This is a genomic window from Erwinia typographi (assembly GCF_000773975.1).
GTDB classification, from domain to species: Bacteria; Pseudomonadota; Gammaproteobacteria; order Enterobacterales; family Enterobacteriaceae; genus Erwinia; species Erwinia typographi.
Window position 1 is genome coordinate 22886 of the sequence record NZ_JRUQ01000056.1, and the last position, 17587, is coordinate 40472.

Consider the following 17587-nt stretch of genomic DNA (forward strand, 5'->3'; position numbering starts at 1 on the left):
GGGGTTATGAGGGTATGGTCTGTCGCTGCCAAAATTCGGTTACTCCCTGATAAACGTTGGCGATGTCGTCGGCGGTGCCCAGCAGTTCAAAGCGGTACAGGCAGGGCACGCGACATTTCTGCGCGATGATGCTGCCTGCCAGGCAGTAGGCCTCACCAAAATTGCGGTTGCCTGCGGCAATCACTCCGCGAATAAGCTGGCGGTTACTGACATCGTTCAAAAACTGGATAACTTGCTTCGGCACCGCGCCCCGGCTGGTGCCGCCGCCGTAGCTGGGCACCACCAGGATGTAGGGCTTATCGACCTGCAAGCGCTGCGCGGCATCCAGCGGGATGCGGCGAGCCGGCAGGCCGGTACGGCTGACGAAGCGGTGGGTGTTTTCTGACTGGCTGGAAAAATAGACCAGCGTAGACACGATCTTAACCCTGCATCGCCGACAGTTGGCGCAGCGCGGAGATCTTGTCCGGGCGGAAGCCACTCCAGTGATCTTCTGCCGCCATCACGACGGGAACCTGGCGGTAGCCCATCGACTTCAGGGTTTCAACGGCGGCGGGTTCATGATCGAGGTTAACCAACTGGTAATTGATGCCTTGCTTATCCATCGCATTTTTTGTCGCATTGCACTGGACACAGTTGTTTTTTGTGTAAATAATAATGCGCATGATTCGTATTTACCTTGTTCGTTGATTAACGTCTCGTCTGGCACACTTTTTGCTACTTCCGGTGCCGCCATGTAACCACATGTAGTGGCTGAGTTGATAAGATAGATACTAGATATAGTGGTTTGATAATGCAACCCCACAATATCCAGGCCTTACGAATTTTTTTTGTTGCAGGGGCAGGGAACCCTTGTCTGACGCAGGGTGCGGCAGAGTCAGAGCGGCAAAAAAAAATCCCCACGGCGCCAGCCGCAGGGATTTGCAGGAAAACTAAGCGAAGTCAGTTACGTGATGAGGTGGTCGTTGCTATCAACGCCCCCACAAAAATACCTAATGCCGTGCCGATGCCAACGCCGTGCCACGGTTTGTCGCGCACATAAGCATCTACCTGGCCGCCAGCCTCTTTCGCTGCCTGAGTAAACCGATTATTGCCGTGCAATTTAGCGCGTGTCTCTTTCAGCAGCGCTTCCGCGCGGGAACGTGCGCCATCTACTTCATCTTTGGTTTTACTACCGTAAGATTTCAGCAGGTCGTCCAGGGTATCGGCCAACTGAGTGACGTCCTGATTGATATCAATGTCCTGATTTTTGGTGTTTCGGTTAAACATTTATCTCTCCCCTGAAAATAAAACGTACTATTTACTATAGACCTTTATGCCAGTTTTTAGTGGCCCGGACCGAAAAGCAGGGCGTTTATGGATTATTCCGAAAGCACCCGGCGTTAACACTGTTGTAAGGTTGCAGGGTTGGCACGTTTTAGAGGAATGAGTATGTATTTACGCCCTGATGAGGTTGCTCGCGTACTGGAAAGTGCGGGATTTGAAATGGATGCGGTCACCGCAAAAGCTTATGGTTACCGCCGCGGGGAGAATTACGTCTACGTTAACCGCGAAGCGCGCATGGGCCGTACTGCTCTGGTTATACACCCTACGTTGAAAGAGAAAAGCCATAGCTTTGCTCACCCGGCCTCTGACATGAAATCCTGCGATCACTACGTGGAGTTCCCGATGTACCTCGCCGGGGAAACTCAGGATCACTACGGCATTCCTCATGGATTCAGCTCTCGCGCTGCTCTTGAACGCTACCTTATGAACATGTTCGGCTGATCCTTCAGCCTGGTGAATTTTCAGCGCAGGCCGCGCTGAAAAAATACGTCCTCCCTGCCGCTACTTCCACACTCTCCCCGCCGCTAACGCTGACCGCGCGGACGTCAGATGGTGAATTCTGCTGCCAGCATCCACTGCTGCCCTTCACGATAACCCGCTGAAAATTTGGCTTATTACGCCCGCAATTATCGGGCGTTGCTAATGAAAATCCCCCCGACTCCGCTTAGACTATTCTGACCATTTACTCAGGCAGGAAAGCTTATGAAAAGGCTATTATTGGCGCTGGCCGCGGCGGGGTTACTGACCGGGTGCGCAAGCATCGTGGGCGATCAGTCCCAGGACGTAGCGATTCAGACCTGGCCGCAGGGCGTGAGGTTTGTGGTACAGGACGAAACGGGGCGGGCGGTTGCAGAGGGCATTACCCCTAAAACGGTCTCGCTGCTGAAGTCTGACGGCTCTTATTTTGGCAAGAAGAAGTATACGCTACAGCTGGAACGCGATGGCTACGTGCCGCAGACCATTCCGCTGGAGGAGAGAGCGAACCTTTGGTACCTCCTCGGCAACATCCCGCTGGGCGGCATTCCAGGCTGGCTGATTGTCGATCCGTTTAACGGCGGAATGTACAACATCCAGCCTGAGAGGGTGCATACCATCATGAATCCGGTAGGCGCACGCGGGTAACCCAGACGGGGACGCCAGTTTCCCCGTATAAACCGATCGCCATTCGGCGATCTTCTGGTTACTACTGTGCTGTGGTGTTAACCATTGTGTGCGCTGGCGCGTTCTTCGCCAGGTATTGATGCTGGAAGATGCACATGCGAATGGTGTTGCGGTATTCGCCATTGATAAAGAACTCGTGGATCAGCTCCCCTTCGATTTCAAAGCCCAGCTTGGAATAGATGTGGATCGCTTTCGCGTTCTCTTTATCGACGATCAGATAGAGCTTATAAAGGTTGAGCACCGAGAAACCGTACTCCATCGCCAGCTTGACGGCCTTGCTTGCCAGCCCTTTGCCCTGATGGGGTGGGGCGATAATGATCTGAAACTCCGCACGTCGATGAATATGGTTAATTTCAACCAGTTCGACCAGCCCCGCCTTATCCCCCTCATGCTCAACGACAAACCGCCGCTCGCTCTGATCGTGAATGTGTTTATCATACAGGTCCGAAAGCTCCACGAAGGCTTCATACGGCTCTTCGAACCAGTAGCGCATCACGCTGGCGTTGTTATCAAGCTGGTGGACAAAGCGTAAGTCTTCGCGCTCAAGCGGGCGAAGTTTCAGGCCGTCTCCGGCTGGCATGGCAGACATAAAAATTCCTTTAGCAGAGGCAACATTGCCACGGAAATTATACGTCTGAAGCGCGGGAAAGGCACGGCACAACGGCAGAAACGGTAACGCCAGCGCGGTTTAAGACGCTGGCGTTTAAGAATCGTTAAGGCATCAGAAGTTGTAACCGACGACCAGGTAGTAACCCCAGCCGGTGGATTTCACTTCAAACTGGCCGTTGCCGAAGTTCAGCTCCTGGCCATCTGCCCACTGCCCGCCGTTGTGGAAATAACGCGCCACAAGCGAGTAGTGCCAGTGATCGTAGCCCAGCGAAAGAATATGGCTGGAGGCGATGGAGTTGCTGGTACGGGACGGACCAGTCTCATCGCGCAGGTCGGAGCCCCAGTCAAAGTTGGTGAAGCCCACATAGCCCAGGTTACCGCCCCACAGGGTCGTAATCGGCACGAAATATTTCACCTTGAAGCGGTAGCCATCCCAGCTGTTTTCGTTCGCCGCACCATAGTTTTCCCACTGATATTTGGCGTAGACGTTCAGCGACAGACCGATGTCGGAATGGGTGTCGATATCGGTACCCAGCCCCATATACCAGGTGTTCTGGCGATTAGCGCTGTTGTGGCCCATATCGTAGATATAGTTGTTAGCGAAGTACCACTCTTTAAACGGACCGAAGCTCAGATCGGTGTTGGTCAGCTTGTCGATGGAGAAACGCGGTTCGATCTCCATAAACAGCGGAGAGCCGTGATCGAAGATACCGTTGGCGTTGGAGTTGCCCACGCCGAAAAAGTTGGTGGCATCAATGTAGCCGTAGAAATCGAACCAGTCCTTTTTGGCAAAGGCTTCGTATTCCAGATAAACGTCATTGTTAAATTGTGGCCCGAAACGAGTGTGGTAGCTTCCCACCACGTTGACGCTCTGATGCCACCAGTCCGAAACGTAGGTCGGTGATTCGGTAGCAGCAGTCGAAGAGGCACTATAAGAGAGCGCGGCAAGCGCGCCAGCTATCAGAATTTTATATTTCATTATATTACCACAGGCTTAATGACCATTTTCTACAGCCACTGCGATGGTCTTGTTAAGTCGTCAACAGAAGAGAGAAGGGTGGCTGTTTTCACAGCAAAAAACACCCGCGTCGAATGCTGCGGCAGTGTGCCGCTATCCGCGCTTAAGGAAATAGAGATTGCTCACACTTGTCAAACCTTGTTTCATTTCACTTTAATTAAAGTGTGATGCAAGTCACAAATATATCTGACCCGTTGGTCAGGGACACCATCAGGCAGCGCGTAGCAATTTTCTGACAAAGGGAATCGTTTGCTTGCGCAGAAACGAGAGATTAGCCGCAGCGCAGGCAAGAATTTACTGGAAAAACGGTTTCAACGGCGAGGAAGTGTAATAAGCAAGGCTTATGGATAGGAGGGGTTTTTACCCTGCACCTGAAAAGCTAAGTCATGCAGCAATGTTCCATCGTACGGCAGATTGCTGTTGGCTTTGAGCGGGGCGGTCATAAACAAGAAAGGCCGCTTTTGCGGCCTTTCTTGTTTACCAGTAAGCTGAACTTATTCGGTTACTTTCTTTTTAAGCTCGCTGGCGCCTTCTTTGGTCTTGTTCCATCCTTTCTGAGTGCCTTCTTTAGTCGCATCCCACCCTTTCTCGGTCCCTTCTTTGGCTTTATGCCAGGTCTTTTGCGTGCCTTCGCTTGCTTTACTGGTCAGATTATCGCTTTTACCTTCGGCAGCATGTTTGGATTTGAGCTTCAGCTCTTCACCCTTGTCTTGCGCCTGATGGAGCTTTTCTTTCGCAGTGTTTGCCCCTTGATTGGCCGTCGCGACGGTTTCATCAGTTGCGTGAGTGGCGGCAAAAACAGGAGAAGCGAGCAGGAGAGCGGATAATGCCAGAATCGTAGATTTCATAATTTCCTCAACAAATGTTATCAATTTTATCTATGTAATGAAAAGGATACGCTCAGTAACCTATGGTTTTTAAATAAACCACAAAGATATCATGATGAATTTTAGACAAAGTGGCAGATTTTGTTTTGCCAAAAGCTTCAAAAACTCTAAATAACTTTGTTACTAAAATTTTTCAGAGGCTGTTTTTTGTGGGAAATGTGATGATTATCATTGCGTTAGTTGCTTTTTGTGGTGAGATTTACTCAATGTTGCCGGTAATCCGAAAGTGCACACCGGTCATCTGGTGGCATAAAAAATGGCCAGAATCGATTGCGGGTGAATGATTTCTTATGCAGTGCAGCGTGGCAAATCTGGCTCTTCGCCGCTTTGCGCCGCTGAAGGCCGGTTTGTCAGAGAATAACGTTTTGACCGTAATTGAGGTTTACATGTAAAATAAGTCATTGAGTCGGATCTCAGGTAAACCCTGTCATGCATCGTATTGGATTCTTTGTTTGTAGCGGCCATGAGGCGCTTGATCTTGCCGGCCCACTCGCTGCCTTTGTTCATGTCGCTACCGTTGCCGGACAGAGTCCGTACGAGCTGAGCGTCATCTCGCGGTTCGGTGGCTCGATCCCCGGCAATGCGGGGTTGGCGATCGAGACAAAGCCGTTTGACGCAGAGAGCTTTGACACCGTCATATTTATCGGCGGGGATATCAACACCATGCAATCTCCTGAGAACATTGAGGCAGCCAGGCACCTGGCCGCCAGCGCCTCGCGGATAGCCAGCGTATGTACCGGGGCGTTTTTGCTGGCCGAAACCGGCTTGCTGGACGGGCGTCGGGCCACCACTCACTGGCATTATGCTGCCCGGCTACAGTCCTGCTTTCCGCACATCAGGGTCGAAGCTGACAGTATTTTTATCGCCGACGGGCCCATCTGGACATCGGCGGGCATTGCCGCCGGAATAGATTTATCGCTCGCTATGCTTGAAAAAGATTTGAGCGCTGAAATTACCCACGCTATAGCCAGACACCTGGTTGTTCCCTGGCGTCGGCCAGGCGGGCAGTCTCAGTTTTCCGCTATGTCACAAATGGAGCCGGAGTCGGACCGTATTCGTATGGCGCTGAATTTCGCCAGAGAACATCTGGATGAAACGCTGCCGGTAGAACGGCTTGCTGAGGCCGCAAGGTTAAGCCCGAGGCAGTTCGGCCGGGTGTTTCGCCGTGAAACGGGCGAAACACCGGCTAAAGCTGTCGAACGCCTGCGCGTTGAGGCGGCACGATTACGATTGCAGGAGGGGAGCGAACCCATCGAACAAATCGCCCTGGCCGTGGGCTTTACCGATCCTGAGCGTATGCGTCGTGCTTTTATCAAGCTTCTTGGGCACCCGCCTCAATCAGTAAGAAGAGCAGACCGAAGGGACAGCGAGCGCTGATCTCTGGTAACTATCAGGGACCATTAGCGCTCCACATGTCGCGATGCAGTTTCCATCTGCCATTCTGCTTAAGGAAAACGAGCGTCTGCTTGCCGCGTGCGACAAGCTTGCCCTGATAGTCACGAATTTCATCGTTCGAAATTTCCGTCATCATCAGCTCATTACCATAGAATTCGAAATGACTAAAACTTACTGAGCCTGGCGCCGCTTTTCCCCTGATATTTTTAAAATAGGCGGAGATGGCTTTTCGCCCCACAACACGTTCTTCACCAGGCGGCAGTAACATGCCGTCATCGGTGTAGAAGCTACTGATAGCTTCATCATCGCCCCGGGCATAAGCCTCCGCCCAGCGAGCGTTTTCCGCTTTTATTGCCGTTTCGGCTCTGGTTTGCGCTCCGCCAGCGATGGCAAGCGCAGGAACAGTAAGGAGCGTGGCGCAGGAGGCGAGAAGTGCGCAACGTAACGTTAAACGTGACATCTGATGATCCTGTTTAGTTAACATCCACCCGGCTTCGATTGGTTGATGCAATGACGGATTGAGTTATGGCCAGGCCCGACGGTAGCCCCGGACCTGCCAGTCGTTGATGGCTATTTTATGCCGGGAATGTGTGCAAGCCCTTTGGTTGCGCCGGGCAATACTTTCTCAACCATTGCGAGCACTTCTGGCGGTGCGCTTCGTGGATGACCCGAATGGAAAGGGGGAGCGGGATCATATTCGATGACAAGCTGGGTGAATTCGGCACTCTGCTTGCCTTTCAACTTCCCGGCAACACGCAGCGCGAAATCAATCCCTGAGGTTACGCCTCCGCCGCTCATAAACCTGCCGTTGTCATCCTCAACAAAACGATCCGTCACCGGAATAGCGCCGTACTTAGCCAGATTATTGACGAAGGCCCAGTGACAGGCACTCCTCTTGCCCTTGAGCACGCCTGCGGCTGCCAGCGAGAGCGATCCCGTACAGACCGAGGTAATATATTTGGCGCTTTCAGCCAGTCGGCGTATCTGTGCCAGGAACTCTGGGTGCATGGCTTCAGTCATGTCCGAGCCACCAGGTACCATGATTAAGTCAGTCTCGCGGATATCCGCCAGCCGCTCGGTATGGCCGTACTTGACACCAAACTCCAGAGTGACGGTTCCCCCATTGAGACTGGCATAGCGAACGTTTGTATTCGGCAGGCGGTGAAAAACCTCACTGGGACCGGCGAAGTCCAATAGCGTCCCCCCGTTGTAAACAGCAAAAACAATGTTGAGCGGTTCGCTGGCGAGTTGTTTCGTCGTACCGTCGACCTTCTGCGCGAAGGCCGGGGTAGCGCCGCCCAGCATAATCCCACTGCCCAGTATCGCGCCAAGCGTGGCAAAGCTTCCTAACCGGAGAACATCGCGGCGTGAATGGCCCCGGTTACTTAGCTGCTCGCCAGAACCGTTATTTTCAATCTCATTTGTCATCGTCTTTTTTCCCAGTGCTGAGGCTCAAAGTTGTGAAGCGCCGCCATCGACGACAAGTTCAGTGCCGACAACGTAGGAGGATTCATCGCTGGCAAGATAGAGTGCCGCGTAGGCTATGTCCTCGGCTTTGCCCATGTATCCCACCGGGACGAATTTGGCGAACTCATTCTTGAAGTGGCGAGCCTCCTCACTGGATTGGTGCAGCTTGTTGTGCAGGGGCGTGTCTATTCCTCCGGGAGCGATAGCGTTAAAGCGAATCTGGCGATCCAGGAATTCGTAAGACCAACTGCGGGCCAGAGAGCGCAGCGCCGCTTTAGCCGCTGCGGTTAACGAGATATTATGCTGGCCGGTCTGCGCGACAAATGAAGTGTTCATAATGAATGACGCGCCCTTGCGTAACTGCGGCAACATTGACTGGAGCGTGAATACCGTTCCCTTAACGTTGATATCCATAATGTCAGCAAAAAGTTTGTCATTGATGTCGCTGATTGGGGATCGTGCCGCCAGCCCGGCGTTGGCAAAGACAATATCCAGTCCACCGAACTTCTCTTTTATTACTGCCGCGATTGCATTCATCTCTTCAAGTGAGCGAACGTCGCCCTTCAGAATGAGCGCATCCTCGCCCAGCTCAGCTCTGACTCGCTCAAATACGGCATCATCGCGGCCAGTAACCGCGACCTTTGCTCCTTCGGCAATAAACAGCTTTGCCGTTGCCAGGCCGATACCGCTGGTACCGCCGGTGATGAGTGCCGTTTTATTCTTCAGTCTCATTTTCTGTTCCTCTGGCCGATTGGGTGTGATTTGGCTGTAGCGACGGTGCGCAATCGCCAGCGGCGACGCTGCCTTAGCTCAACCTTTCGGCCCATTCTGAAACTGACGGCTCATGGCGTAAAGGTCGTATATCCCTTAAAAAGAGACGTTGAGGGCCGGGAGGGGATCACCTGTCCTGAAGATGAGGGGCACGTATTGGTTTAGAAGGGGGGGGGGGCAATACAGAGATGTATTTTTCAATTTGGGTTGCAGGAGATATGGATTATTTAACATTTTCCTTACGGAGAAAATTTTTCGCCTGGTCGGACACTATTTGAAGGAAACCTACAGAGGTTAATCCCCATCGGGCTGGTTTGAAATCGTAGCGGTAAAGGTCATTGAACATGTTTTGAAAAAAAATGGGTCTGGCTGGAGTGTAATACCATAATGATTAAAGGGCCGCTATCAGCCCTTTAATTATGCCGCGGCGTTAAGTCTCATCACGGACATCAACCGTGCTGCCATTCTGCTGCACCGATCTTATCCCTGTTTGCGCTCCCTGCTTGGTTAAGTACATTTCACTGGTAGCAATGGTTTCGCCATTGCTTGCTTTCAGGACGAAATAAAATTTCTGATCCTGCACCGATTTTATGCTTTTTTTCAGAAGGTAATAACCCATGAGATATCTCCTTATCGAATCCCGGTGCCTCATGCTCCGGTCGCTTAAATATCCATCAATGATGTTTATTAATCAATAAAATTGCCTAATCATTTTGCAGGAATAGGTTATCGCTCATTTTTTTCGCAAGGCTGGAAGATCCCTAAAACCCCGCATGGGTTATGCAGGGGAGCGACCCTTAACCAATGCGGGCGCGAATAGATTGTAGCGTGGTCTCCAGATGCTGACGGACAGCGGCTTCTGCACGTTCTGCATCACGCTTCATCACTGCATCGGCTATTTCAATATGTTGTTGCTGCAGCAACTCTGATTCATCGTGATGGCCGGAAGGAACCAGTTCACTGAACGAATAGGCATAGAACTCTTCTATCAGGCTGGCCAGTCGCTGGCTATGCGACGCGTGTGCCAGCTGCATATGAAACTGCTTATCGAGCTGCGCACGTTCTTTAACTGATGTCCCCTTGTCGATAGCCTCTCTTCCCTGATGAGACAACGAAACCAGATGCGCGATGTCGTCATCGCTGGCGTTAACACAGGCCAGACGGGCTGCTGCGCCTTCCAGTGACTGACGAATGATCACCACTTCGGAGATTTTGGAACGGGTATCCTGTACCAGCAGCCCTTTGCCGTGCATACGTTTTACCAGTCCTTCACTTTCCAGCCGCAAGACGGCCTCGCGGACCGGTGTACGACTGACATTCAGGAGTTCGGCCAGTTTGGTTTCGATCAGGCGTGACGCCGGAGGAAAGCGTCCCTGTAAAATAGCCTGACGTAACTCGCGGTAGACATGATTCACCACTGGCTCTCGTTCGGCTATTTGTAACATTTCCATCTGGTCACCCATTGTCAGTTGAAACATAAAAAAATATTACACTACTGTTGGACCGAGCGCTATGCACCGGCCAACGCATAGCAGGCGACATCAGTCGCTGCGCAGTGCGTGATAGCCGCCACGAAAGAAAATCAGCGGAGATGTCGTTGGCTGCGGCAAATGATACGCCATGACCTGCCCCAAAAAGATGATGTGGTCCCCGCCTTCATAATGGTTCCAGGAAGCACATTCAAAGCTGGCTAACGCTCCCTCCAGCAACGGCAGGTCATATTCTCCCGGTCGCCAGGCGATGCCAGACCAGCTTTTATCGCCAGGCCGGGCGAAATGACCGGAAAGCTCACTTTGTTCCTGACTCAGCACATTGATCGCGTAATGATCCAACTCGCGTAACGTCGTTCCACTGGTTGAGTGCTGCGCCAGGCTGAACAGAACCAGCGGTGGATTCAGCGACAGGCTATTAAATGAACTGACCGTCATCCCCAACAGAGAACCGTCAGGCTGTCTGGCCGTGACGACGGTCACGCCGGTGGCGAATTGCCCCAGAGCATGGCGGAATTCGCGTATTGCCGTCGCCGGTAAAGGCGTTGTAAGTGCAGAGGTTGTCATCAGGCTGATTCTCCGCTGGCAATAAACAAGTGGCGCTCAAGCTGGGTCAGCCGCTCGGCGCCGCGATCGGTGATCAGGACGGTTTCACTGAATGCCATGCCCTGCGCCCAGACATACATGTGGAATACCATCCCCGCCTTCAGATACCAATCGCTGTCCGGCAGGAACACACGAGTGAAGTCGCTGGTGCGCGGGATACAGACCAGCCCCAGCGTGTAACCACTGATGTTGGTATAGGTTTCGCGCAGCCCCAGTTTCAGCACCGCATCCCGCAACAGGCGATCGACTTCTCCCGCGTGCGCGCCGGGGCGCATGGCGGCAAACTGCGCATCCTGGCAAGCCACCAGTTGCTGCGCTACGGTCAGCGTGGCGGCGTCCGGCTCACCGATAATTACCGGGCGCATGGATCGCGCGGTATATCCCCGATAGTGGGGAACCATTTCAATATGAACGATATCGCCCCGTTGCAGGATACGTTGCCCCAGGCCGCCGTGTAACGTACTGGATCGCGGACCGGATTGCATCAGTAATAGCCGGGTATTATCCGCGCCTTCCTCAAGCGCGCAGCGCGTGATTTCAGCGGCGACGTGCCGTTCGTTGACGCTAATGCCGACAGCACGAACGCCCGCCAGCGTGGCGCTGTCGCAAATGTGGCTACAGTGACGCAGGTAGTCGATTTCACGCGGCGATTTGTACAATCGTTGTTCCCACATATGGCCGGAAAAGTCGAGGAATCGAGCCTCTGGCAAGGCGCTTTTTAGCTGGTGCAGGCGACGTGCGAGCAGAAAATGGGAGTCGGTTTCTACGCCGATCGCGCTACGATGCCAGCCGCGTTGGCCAATAATCTGCGCGACCAGCGCCAGCGGATCGTCGCTGTCGGAAAAAAGTACGCTTGATCGTACCCAACTCATTTCTTCCAGCATCGGACCGTCCAGGTTGCGCACCACCATTAGCGGCTCGCCTTGCAGCGGCAGCAGACAACACTGATACATTGCGGCGGTCGGTATATGGCCGGTGAAATACGCCAGATGTTCAAACTGATCGATAATCAGCAGTTCAACACCCTGTAGCTGCATGGTGGTGCGTAACATCGCAACGCGTGACTGGTATTCTTCGACAGGAAATGCCCGACCAGCCGTACCCGGAGAAACCTCAGTTGGCATAGCTTACAGCCTCCGCAGCAGCGTCGATGACCACGATTAAACGAGGACTTTGCGTCAGACGCTGTGCGCCCTCGGCGGTGACAATCACAATATCTTCAATCCGTACGCCCCAGCGTTGGGGTAGATAAATGCCGGGTTCGATAGAGAACACCATATTCAGACCAAGCGGCTGAACGTTTCCCTTTACAATCCAGGGCGTTTCATGAGCTGCCACGCCGATGCCATGTCCTGTCCGATGGGTAAAATAATCACCATAGCCCGCCTGGGCGATAATTCTGCGCGCGGTAAGATCGATGCTCTCAGCGCTGACGCCGGGCCTGATTTGTTGAAAGGCCGCTTCCTGAGCGTGCAGGACAATATCGTACAGCGCCTGATAATCCGCAGGGATGTTGCCGGTGATCGCCACCCGACAGATATCGCCATAATAGCCATCAAGACAGCCGGCGAAGTCAAACACTACGGGCTCGTCTGACGCTATCACCTTCTCACTGCCATGATGCAAAGACGATGCCCCGTTCGCGCCAGCGCCCACATCAATCCAACTGATTTCGCTGAACCCTTCCTGCTGCATCAGGTGACGTATTCGGTCCCGCAGCGCAAACTCTGTTTGTCCCGCCAGCGCGCCGCAACTGTCGCAAAACCGCTGCCAGACGCGGTCAATTGCCTTCGCGGCGTGTTGCAAACCAACAATCTCCTCGGGCTGTTTTTGGCACCGCGCGGCGTCAATGACATCCTGTCCGCGGAGAAAGCGCGCGGTACTCTGCGCCTGGAGTGGAAGCAGAAAGCCGCTGTAGAACTCATCGTTGACGGCAATACGCTGTGGCTGATTGCGATTGAGAATCTCTGCCAGCCTGGCGATGGCATCCTCGCCGTCAGCCCAGGTGAAAACCTCGACACCCTCAATTTCCTGATACAACGGCGCCTGTAACAGTGGCGCGAGCAAACAGGCTTCTCCCTCTGCGCTTACCAGCAATACCAGTAATCGTTCGGTAATAATCGGCCGTCTCCCGGTGAAATAGCTGAAACCTGGCCCAGCGCCAATCAGAGCCCAGTCCATTTGCTCACGGCGTAGTGACTCGGCCAGCCGTTGACGGCACTGGAAGGACGGATCAGGAACGGTATGCAGCATATCCAGCTCTCCTCAGAAACAATGCTGTTTAACTATTAATCAACATATGAAAAAAATATGACCAACATTGTGTATACAGAATACATACTGAGTAGCAATATTTCTGCTGTCAAGAGCTTTATCACCGGGCCAAATTGCAGCGGATACCGGTTATTCACATTACCAGATCGTCATTATCAGGAGTGTTTTATGCACCAGTCACGTTCGCCGCGTCAGGTCGTGGAATATTACTATGACCAGGTATGGGCCCAGCGGAAGCCTGAGATCATTGTTGATTTATTTGCCGATGAATACGTGAACCATGCCGGAGCGCGCGGGACCTTACGCGGGCCAACTGGTATTGAGCAAAACTATTTTTCGACACTGGAGGCCTTTCCCGATGTTGAAATGCGGCTTGATACGGTATTGAGCGAAGGCGATCTGGTGGTCGCGCGTTATTCCATGCTGGGAACTCATCAGGGAATGTTTATGGGAGTGGCGCCAGCCAGCGCGGCGGTTAACGTACCGGGGATTGGCATTTATCGTGTCAGCGAAGGAAAAATTCGCGAGAGTTGGGTAGTGCGCGATTCTCTCGCCTTACTCAGGCAGATTGGAGGCGCCTGAATATGAGCTGGCCTCACTATCTGCAACAGCATCAGCCCAGGTTTATCCAGCAACTCATGGATTTCCTGCGTATCCCCAGTGTTTCTGCCGAACCGGCATTGCTGCCGGAGGTTTGGCGCTGTGCGCAGTGGTTGCAGCAACGCTTGGTCGATGCGGGGCTGGAGTCAGTCGAGATTCTCCCGGCTGGCGAGTATCCGCTGGTTTATGCCGAATGGCTGCATGCGGAAGAAGGTGCGCCGACCATTCTGATTTACGGTCACTTTGATGTACAGCCAGCGGGGGATGAGGCGTTGTGGATCCATCCGCCATTCGAACCCTGGATTGCCGACGGGCGGCTGTATGGGCGCGGCGCGACGGACGATAAGGGCAATATGTTAGTGCCTGTACTGACGATTGAAGCACTGCTGCGTACCCAGGGACGTTTGCCGGTCAACGTCAAACTGCTGTTTGAAGGACAAGAAGAGATCTTAAGCCCCGACCTGCCTGGCTTCATCTGCCAGCATAAAGCGCGTCTGAATTGCGATTTGGCGGTCAGCGCCGACGGCTGGCAATGGAGTGAAAGCGAGGCCGATTTACGTACCGGACTTCGTGGTTTATGTGCGCTGGAAATAGAGGTCAACGGTCCGCGACAGGAACTGCATTCAGGTTCGTATGGCGGGGCACTGGCTAATCCCATTCATGCGTTAGCCTCGCTGATTGCTGGTTTGCACGATGAAAACGGTCAGGTTGCGGTACCTGGTTTCTATCAGCAAGTGCAGGCGGTTAACAGCGCCGAACGTCAGGCGCTGGCAGCCATTCCCTTCAGTGAAAGCACCTTTCTGGCCCGTAGCGGTGCGCCAGCGTTGTCTGGCGAAAGCGGTTACAGCACGCTGGAACGCATTGGGCTGCGTCCCACGCTGGAGGTCAACGGCATCACTGGCGGTTACGATGGTCCGGGGGTGAAAACCATTATTCCAGCTCGCGCCAGCGCCAAAATTACCTGTCGCCTGGTGCCAAACCAACAGCCGGAACAGATCGCCCACTGCGTGGCGGAAGCCTTACGGCAGCGAGCGCCTGCGGGTATCACCTTAGCGGTAACCGTACTGCCCAATGCCGCACACCCTTACCGTATGCCGCTGGAACATCCGGGAAACCAGTCGGCCAGTCGCGTTCTGCGCCGTCTCTATGGTCGGGAGCCTTACTACACCAAGTCCGGCGGTTCCATTGCGGTTTTGTCGCTGATCGAGCAGGAGCTGGGCGTGGGGACGGTGGTTTTTGGTTTTGGCCTGCCCGACGAACAATTCCACAGCCCCAATGAGTTCTTTCGCCTTGAGCAATTCGCCCGTGGGCAGATGGCCTGGGGACAGTTGCTTGAAGAACTGGCTCTGACCAAATGGGCATAAAGTCCTTGCCAAAAATATTATGTATACAGTATACAAATAATGTGTTCATTTAATGAACAGTAATTAAACAATTTATTCACAAATGGGATGGGAGTCTGAGAATGATTGGCGCGATAAGTGAGCAGCAGCAATATTGGGTTGGCGTGGCGGAAGGATTGGCAGAGCAGATCGCCGCGCTGGCGAAAAAATACGATCAGCAGGCGCGTTTTCCTGGTGAAACTTTTGATTTGTTGCGTGAATCAGGATTGCTGGCCCTTGCGGTGCCGGAAGCTTACGGTGGTCATGGTACGCCGGAGGGAAATGTACATCTGGCGGCCTATCTGGTCACCGAAGCGGTTTCCCGCGCCTGTCCGGCGACGGGCTGGGATCTGATCATTCATTATCACCAGTGTGGCGCGGTGGCGCGTTTAGGAAATGAAGAACAGAAAGCGCGCATTCTTGGCGATGTGGCGAAACGCGGCGCTTTGATGGGCTCGTTAGGCAGTGAGGTGGATCACCGTCAACAGGTTGCGGGCAGCAACACCTCGCGCAAGTTGGTTTTCCAGGCGGACATGGTGCCGGTTGACGGCGGCTTTCGGGTTCACGCGAACAAGCACTTTTGCTCCAATGGGCCGGTTGCCGACTACCTGTTGTACTGGAGCATGGCGCCGGGCGCCAGCTCCGGCGGCGAGGGTCTGACGTTATCCATCGTCACCAAAGACAGTCCCGGCCTGACTTTCAATGAATATGGCTGGGATGAAATTATTGGACTGCGCAGTTCGGTGAGCTGGAGCGCCACTCTCAACGATGTCTTTATTCCCTGGGAAAACGTTCTGGGTGAGCCAGCCGATTTTGTCCACAAAGATCCCTACACTCTTGAACTGTCTCAGGCATTCCAGTTGCTGGGCGCGGCACAAGGTTCCATGGACTATATCGTCAACGTGCTGCGCGCGCGTCCTTTCTTACAGAATGAAGAAGGGTTGATGGTACTGGTAGGGGAGTTACAAAGTGCGATTCAGGCGGCGCGCGGGTCTTGCCTCTACGCCAATATGTTGTGGGAACAAAAAAACTGGGGTGAGGCGGCGCGCGCCTCGTTGAGCGCTCATCACACCGCACGGGAGACCGCACTGCTGGTGGTGTCGAAAGGTTTTGACATCGTGGGCACCCGTGCCTTGTTTGGTAGTGCGCCGCTGGAGCGTTTCTGGCGCGATATCCGCACCGCATCGCTGCATACCCGTGAGTCTCAACTGCTGAAGCTGGTGGCGGATGCCGTGGTTGCCGGTCATTACGCGCCGAAGCAGAAGTATGGTTCACAAAGTATCAAACCGCTGACCTGGCGCGAGCTTGGTTTGCAGGCGCCAGCACACTAAGCGTCCGTCAGTCCCGCTCATTATGACAGGCAGAATCCCTCATTCTGGTGGGCTGCTTACGCCAGGAAAGGGGAGGACGGAAGTTTAATCATGAAGGGCGGCGAATGCCGCCGATGAAGCAGAGGACATCGACCACCATGACATCAGGGGCCACGCTTCAGTTAAATGAGTTACAGCGCTACTACGATAATTTTGGCGCGGTTCGCGGCGTATCGTTGTCGCTGGAGGCTGGGCAGTTTCTGACCTTGCTTGGGCCCAGCGGATCGGGAAAAACGACCACGCTGATGATGATTGCTGGGTTTATAGAACCGACAGCGGGTGAGATTTTGCTTAACGGTCAGCCGGTTACCCACCTTGAAGCACATAAGCGTGATATTGGGATGGTCTTCCAGAACTATGCCTTATTTCCCCATATGACCGTGCTGGATAATGTGGCCTTTCCCTTAAAAATGCGCAAAGTGCCGCGCGCTGAGAGGCTTGAGCGCGCGGCGGATTTTGTGAGACGTGTAGGGTTGGAAAACTTCTCTCATCGTTACCCAGTCCAGTTAAGCGGCGGGCAACAGCAGCGCGTGGCGCTGGCGCGCGCGCTGGTGTTCAGCCCTTCTCTGGTGTTAATGGACGAGCCTCTGGGGGCGCTGGACCGTCGTCTGCGTTTGCAGATGCAGGAGGAGATCAAGAACCTGCAAACGGAACTGGGTCTGACTGTGGTCTACGTCACGCACGATCAGGAGGAAGCGCTGACCATGTCCGACCAGGTGGCGGTGATGGAGAACGGGCGTATTTCCTGCTATGGCCCGCCCAGGACGATTTACGAGAAGCCGGATAATCGCTTCGTTGCGAGTTTTATCGGCGAGTCCAATTTTGTTCCCTGTGAAATACGCCAGCAATTTCAAGGACAGGCGTTAGTCAGGGTAGGCGACACCAGCGACGTTCGCGTGGTGATGGGGGATGACCAGGATGCGGGGGAAAGCGTTATTTTTATTCGCCCGGAACGGATACATCTTTGCCTGGAAACGGATAGCTATCAGAACAAATTATCGGCCCAGGTGGTGGGCGAGATCTATCTGGGGGATGCCTCACTGTTTCGCGTGCGCCTTGCTGATGGTCAGGAAATACGCATAAAGCGGCCCAATCGAGGTATCGGGTTGCCGATTAAAACCGGCGAACACTGTTATGTTGGCTGGCATGTTGAGGATGGCATTTTACTGCGCCGCTGAGCGCAGGGGCTGGGCCGTGCTGTTTCTCCAGCCGACCTTGTACACAACAATTATTC

21 protein-coding genes are annotated in these 17587 nt (G+C 53.7%); 7 read left to right on the forward strand and 14 right to left on the reverse strand.

All coding sequences use genetic code 11. The features are described from left to right. Nucleotides 1-4: 4 nt before the first annotated feature. From nrdI to NG99_RS19810, 3 genes are all read right to left on the reverse strand, one after another. Nucleotides 5-415: a class Ib ribonucleoside-diphosphate reductase assembly flavoprotein NrdI gene (gene nrdI, locus NG99_RS19800; protein WP_034896774.1), complete on the reverse strand. Its 411-nt coding sequence runs from the start codon at nucleotides 413-415 to the stop codon at nucleotides 5-7. A 4-nt stretch (nucleotides 416-419) separates the two neighbouring features. Next, a complete protein-coding gene (gene nrdH, locus NG99_RS19805; RefSeq protein ID WP_034896777.1) occupies nucleotides 420-662 on the reverse strand; it encodes a glutaredoxin-like protein NrdH in 243 nt (80 codons plus the stop codon). A 277-nt stretch (nucleotides 663-939) separates the two neighbouring features. Next, nucleotides 940-1266, reverse strand: coding sequence for a DUF883 family protein (locus NG99_RS19810; RefSeq protein WP_034896780.1), 327 nt, complete (start codon nucleotides 1264-1266; stop codon nucleotides 940-942). A gap of 162 nt (nucleotides 1267-1428) precedes the next feature. On the opposite strand from NG99_RS19810, the gene NG99_RS19815 reads away from it, so the two are divergent. After that, a complete protein-coding gene (locus tag NG99_RS19815; RefSeq protein ID WP_034896781.1) occupies nucleotides 1429-1764 on the forward strand; it encodes a DUF2002 family protein in 336 nt (111 codons plus the stop codon). 261 nt (nucleotides 1765-2025) lie between these two features. Continuing rightward, nucleotides 2026-2445: a hypothetical protein gene (locus NG99_RS19820; protein ID WP_034896783.1), complete on the forward strand. Its 420-nt coding sequence runs from the start codon at nucleotides 2026-2028 to the stop codon at nucleotides 2443-2445. 61 nt (nucleotides 2446-2506) lie between these two features. On the opposite strand, the gene speG is transcribed toward NG99_RS19820, so the two are convergent. From speG to NG99_RS19835, 3 genes are all read right to left on the reverse strand, one after another. Beyond that, a complete protein-coding gene (gene speG, locus NG99_RS19825) occupies nucleotides 2507-3064 on the reverse strand; it encodes a spermidine N1-acetyltransferase (RefSeq protein ID WP_034896839.1) in 558 nt (185 codons plus the stop codon). Nucleotides 3065-3205: 141 nt separating this feature from the next. Then, nucleotides 3206-4072, reverse strand: coding sequence for a nucleoside-specific channel-forming protein Tsx (locus NG99_RS19830; protein WP_034896784.1), 867 nt, complete (start codon nucleotides 4070-4072; stop codon nucleotides 3206-3208). Nucleotides 4073-4605: 533 nt separating this feature from the next. Beyond that, the gene (locus tag NG99_RS19835; RefSeq protein WP_034896785.1) at nucleotides 4606-4959 is read right to left on the reverse strand and encodes a hypothetical protein; all 354 of its coding nucleotides are present in this window, start codon (nucleotides 4957-4959) and stop codon (nucleotides 4606-4608) included. A 468-nt stretch (nucleotides 4960-5427) separates the two neighbouring features. On the opposite strand from NG99_RS19835, the gene NG99_RS19840 reads away from it, so the two are divergent. After that, entirely contained in the window at nucleotides 5428-6375 is a 948-nt protein-coding gene (locus tag NG99_RS19840; RefSeq protein WP_034896786.1) for a GlxA family transcriptional regulator, read from the forward strand. A 13-nt stretch (nucleotides 6376-6388) separates the two neighbouring features. Here NG99_RS19840 and NG99_RS19845 read toward each other — a convergent pair whose 3' ends face one another. From NG99_RS19845 to NG99_RS19880, 8 genes are all read right to left on the reverse strand, one after another. After that, nucleotides 6389-6853 carry a YybH family protein gene (locus tag NG99_RS19845; RefSeq protein WP_034896787.1) on the reverse strand — a complete coding sequence of 155 codons (465 nt, stop codon included), beginning with the start codon at nucleotides 6851-6853 and terminating at the stop codon, nucleotides 6389-6391. 110 nt (nucleotides 6854-6963) lie between these two features. Next, the gene (locus tag NG99_RS19850) at nucleotides 6964-7821 is read right to left on the reverse strand and encodes a DJ-1/PfpI family protein (RefSeq protein WP_034896788.1); all 858 of its coding nucleotides are present in this window, start codon (nucleotides 7819-7821) and stop codon (nucleotides 6964-6966) included. 24 nt (nucleotides 7822-7845) lie between these two features. Continuing rightward, the gene (locus NG99_RS19855; protein ID WP_034896789.1) at nucleotides 7846-8592 is read right to left on the reverse strand and encodes an SDR family oxidoreductase; all 747 of its coding nucleotides are present in this window, start codon (nucleotides 8590-8592) and stop codon (nucleotides 7846-7848) included. A 469-nt stretch (nucleotides 8593-9061) separates the two neighbouring features. Further along, entirely contained in the window at nucleotides 9062-9250 is a 189-nt protein-coding gene (locus tag NG99_RS19860; protein WP_034896790.1) for a YegP family protein, read from the reverse strand. Between the two features lie 178 nt (nucleotides 9251-9428). Continuing rightward, nucleotides 9429-10082 (reverse strand): GntR family transcriptional regulator, encoded by a 654-nt coding sequence (locus tag NG99_RS19865; RefSeq protein ID WP_034896791.1) that lies wholly within the window; start codon nucleotides 10080-10082, stop codon nucleotides 9429-9431. Between the two features lie 90 nt (nucleotides 10083-10172). Then, nucleotides 10173-10688 carry a flavin reductase family protein gene (locus NG99_RS19870; RefSeq protein WP_034896792.1) on the reverse strand — a complete coding sequence of 172 codons (516 nt, stop codon included), beginning with the start codon at nucleotides 10686-10688 and terminating at the stop codon, nucleotides 10173-10175. After that, the gene (locus NG99_RS19875; RefSeq protein WP_052130796.1) at nucleotides 10688-11851 is read right to left on the reverse strand and encodes a M24 family metallopeptidase; all 1164 of its coding nucleotides are present in this window, start codon (nucleotides 11849-11851) and stop codon (nucleotides 10688-10690) included. The genes NG99_RS19870 and NG99_RS19875 overlap by 1 nt, the downstream gene beginning before the upstream one ends. Continuing rightward, on the reverse strand, nucleotides 11841-12980 hold the full coding sequence (locus tag NG99_RS19880; RefSeq protein ID WP_052130797.1) for a M24 family metallopeptidase: 1140 nt from the start codon (nucleotides 12978-12980) through the stop codon (nucleotides 11841-11843). Before NG99_RS19880 ends, NG99_RS19875 begins: the two co-directional genes overlap by 11 nt. 189 nt (nucleotides 12981-13169) lie before the next feature. Here NG99_RS19880 and NG99_RS19885 point away from each other — a divergent pair, with 189 nt between their 5' ends. The 4 genes from NG99_RS19885 to NG99_RS19900 all read left to right on the forward strand — a co-directional run bounded on the left by NG99_RS19885 (nucleotide 13170) and on the right by NG99_RS19900 (nucleotide 17531). Further along, on the forward strand, nucleotides 13170-13583 hold the full coding sequence (locus tag NG99_RS19885) for an ester cyclase (RefSeq protein ID WP_034896794.1): 414 nt from the start codon (nucleotides 13170-13172) through the stop codon (nucleotides 13581-13583). Between the two features lie 2 nt (nucleotides 13584-13585). Next, nucleotides 13586-14965, forward strand: a complete 1380-nt coding sequence (locus NG99_RS19890) for a dipeptidase (protein WP_034896795.1) — start codon at nucleotides 13586-13588, stop codon at nucleotides 14963-14965. A gap of 101 nt (nucleotides 14966-15066) precedes the next feature. After that, entirely contained in the window at nucleotides 15067-16314 is a 1248-nt protein-coding gene (locus NG99_RS19895) for an acyl-CoA dehydrogenase family protein (protein ID WP_034896799.1), read from the forward strand. Nucleotides 16315-16427: 113 nt separating this feature from the next. Then, entirely contained in the window at nucleotides 16428-17531 is a 1104-nt protein-coding gene (locus tag NG99_RS19900; protein ID WP_072017629.1) for an ABC transporter ATP-binding protein, read from the forward strand. Nucleotides 17532-17587: the final 56 nt, after the last annotated feature.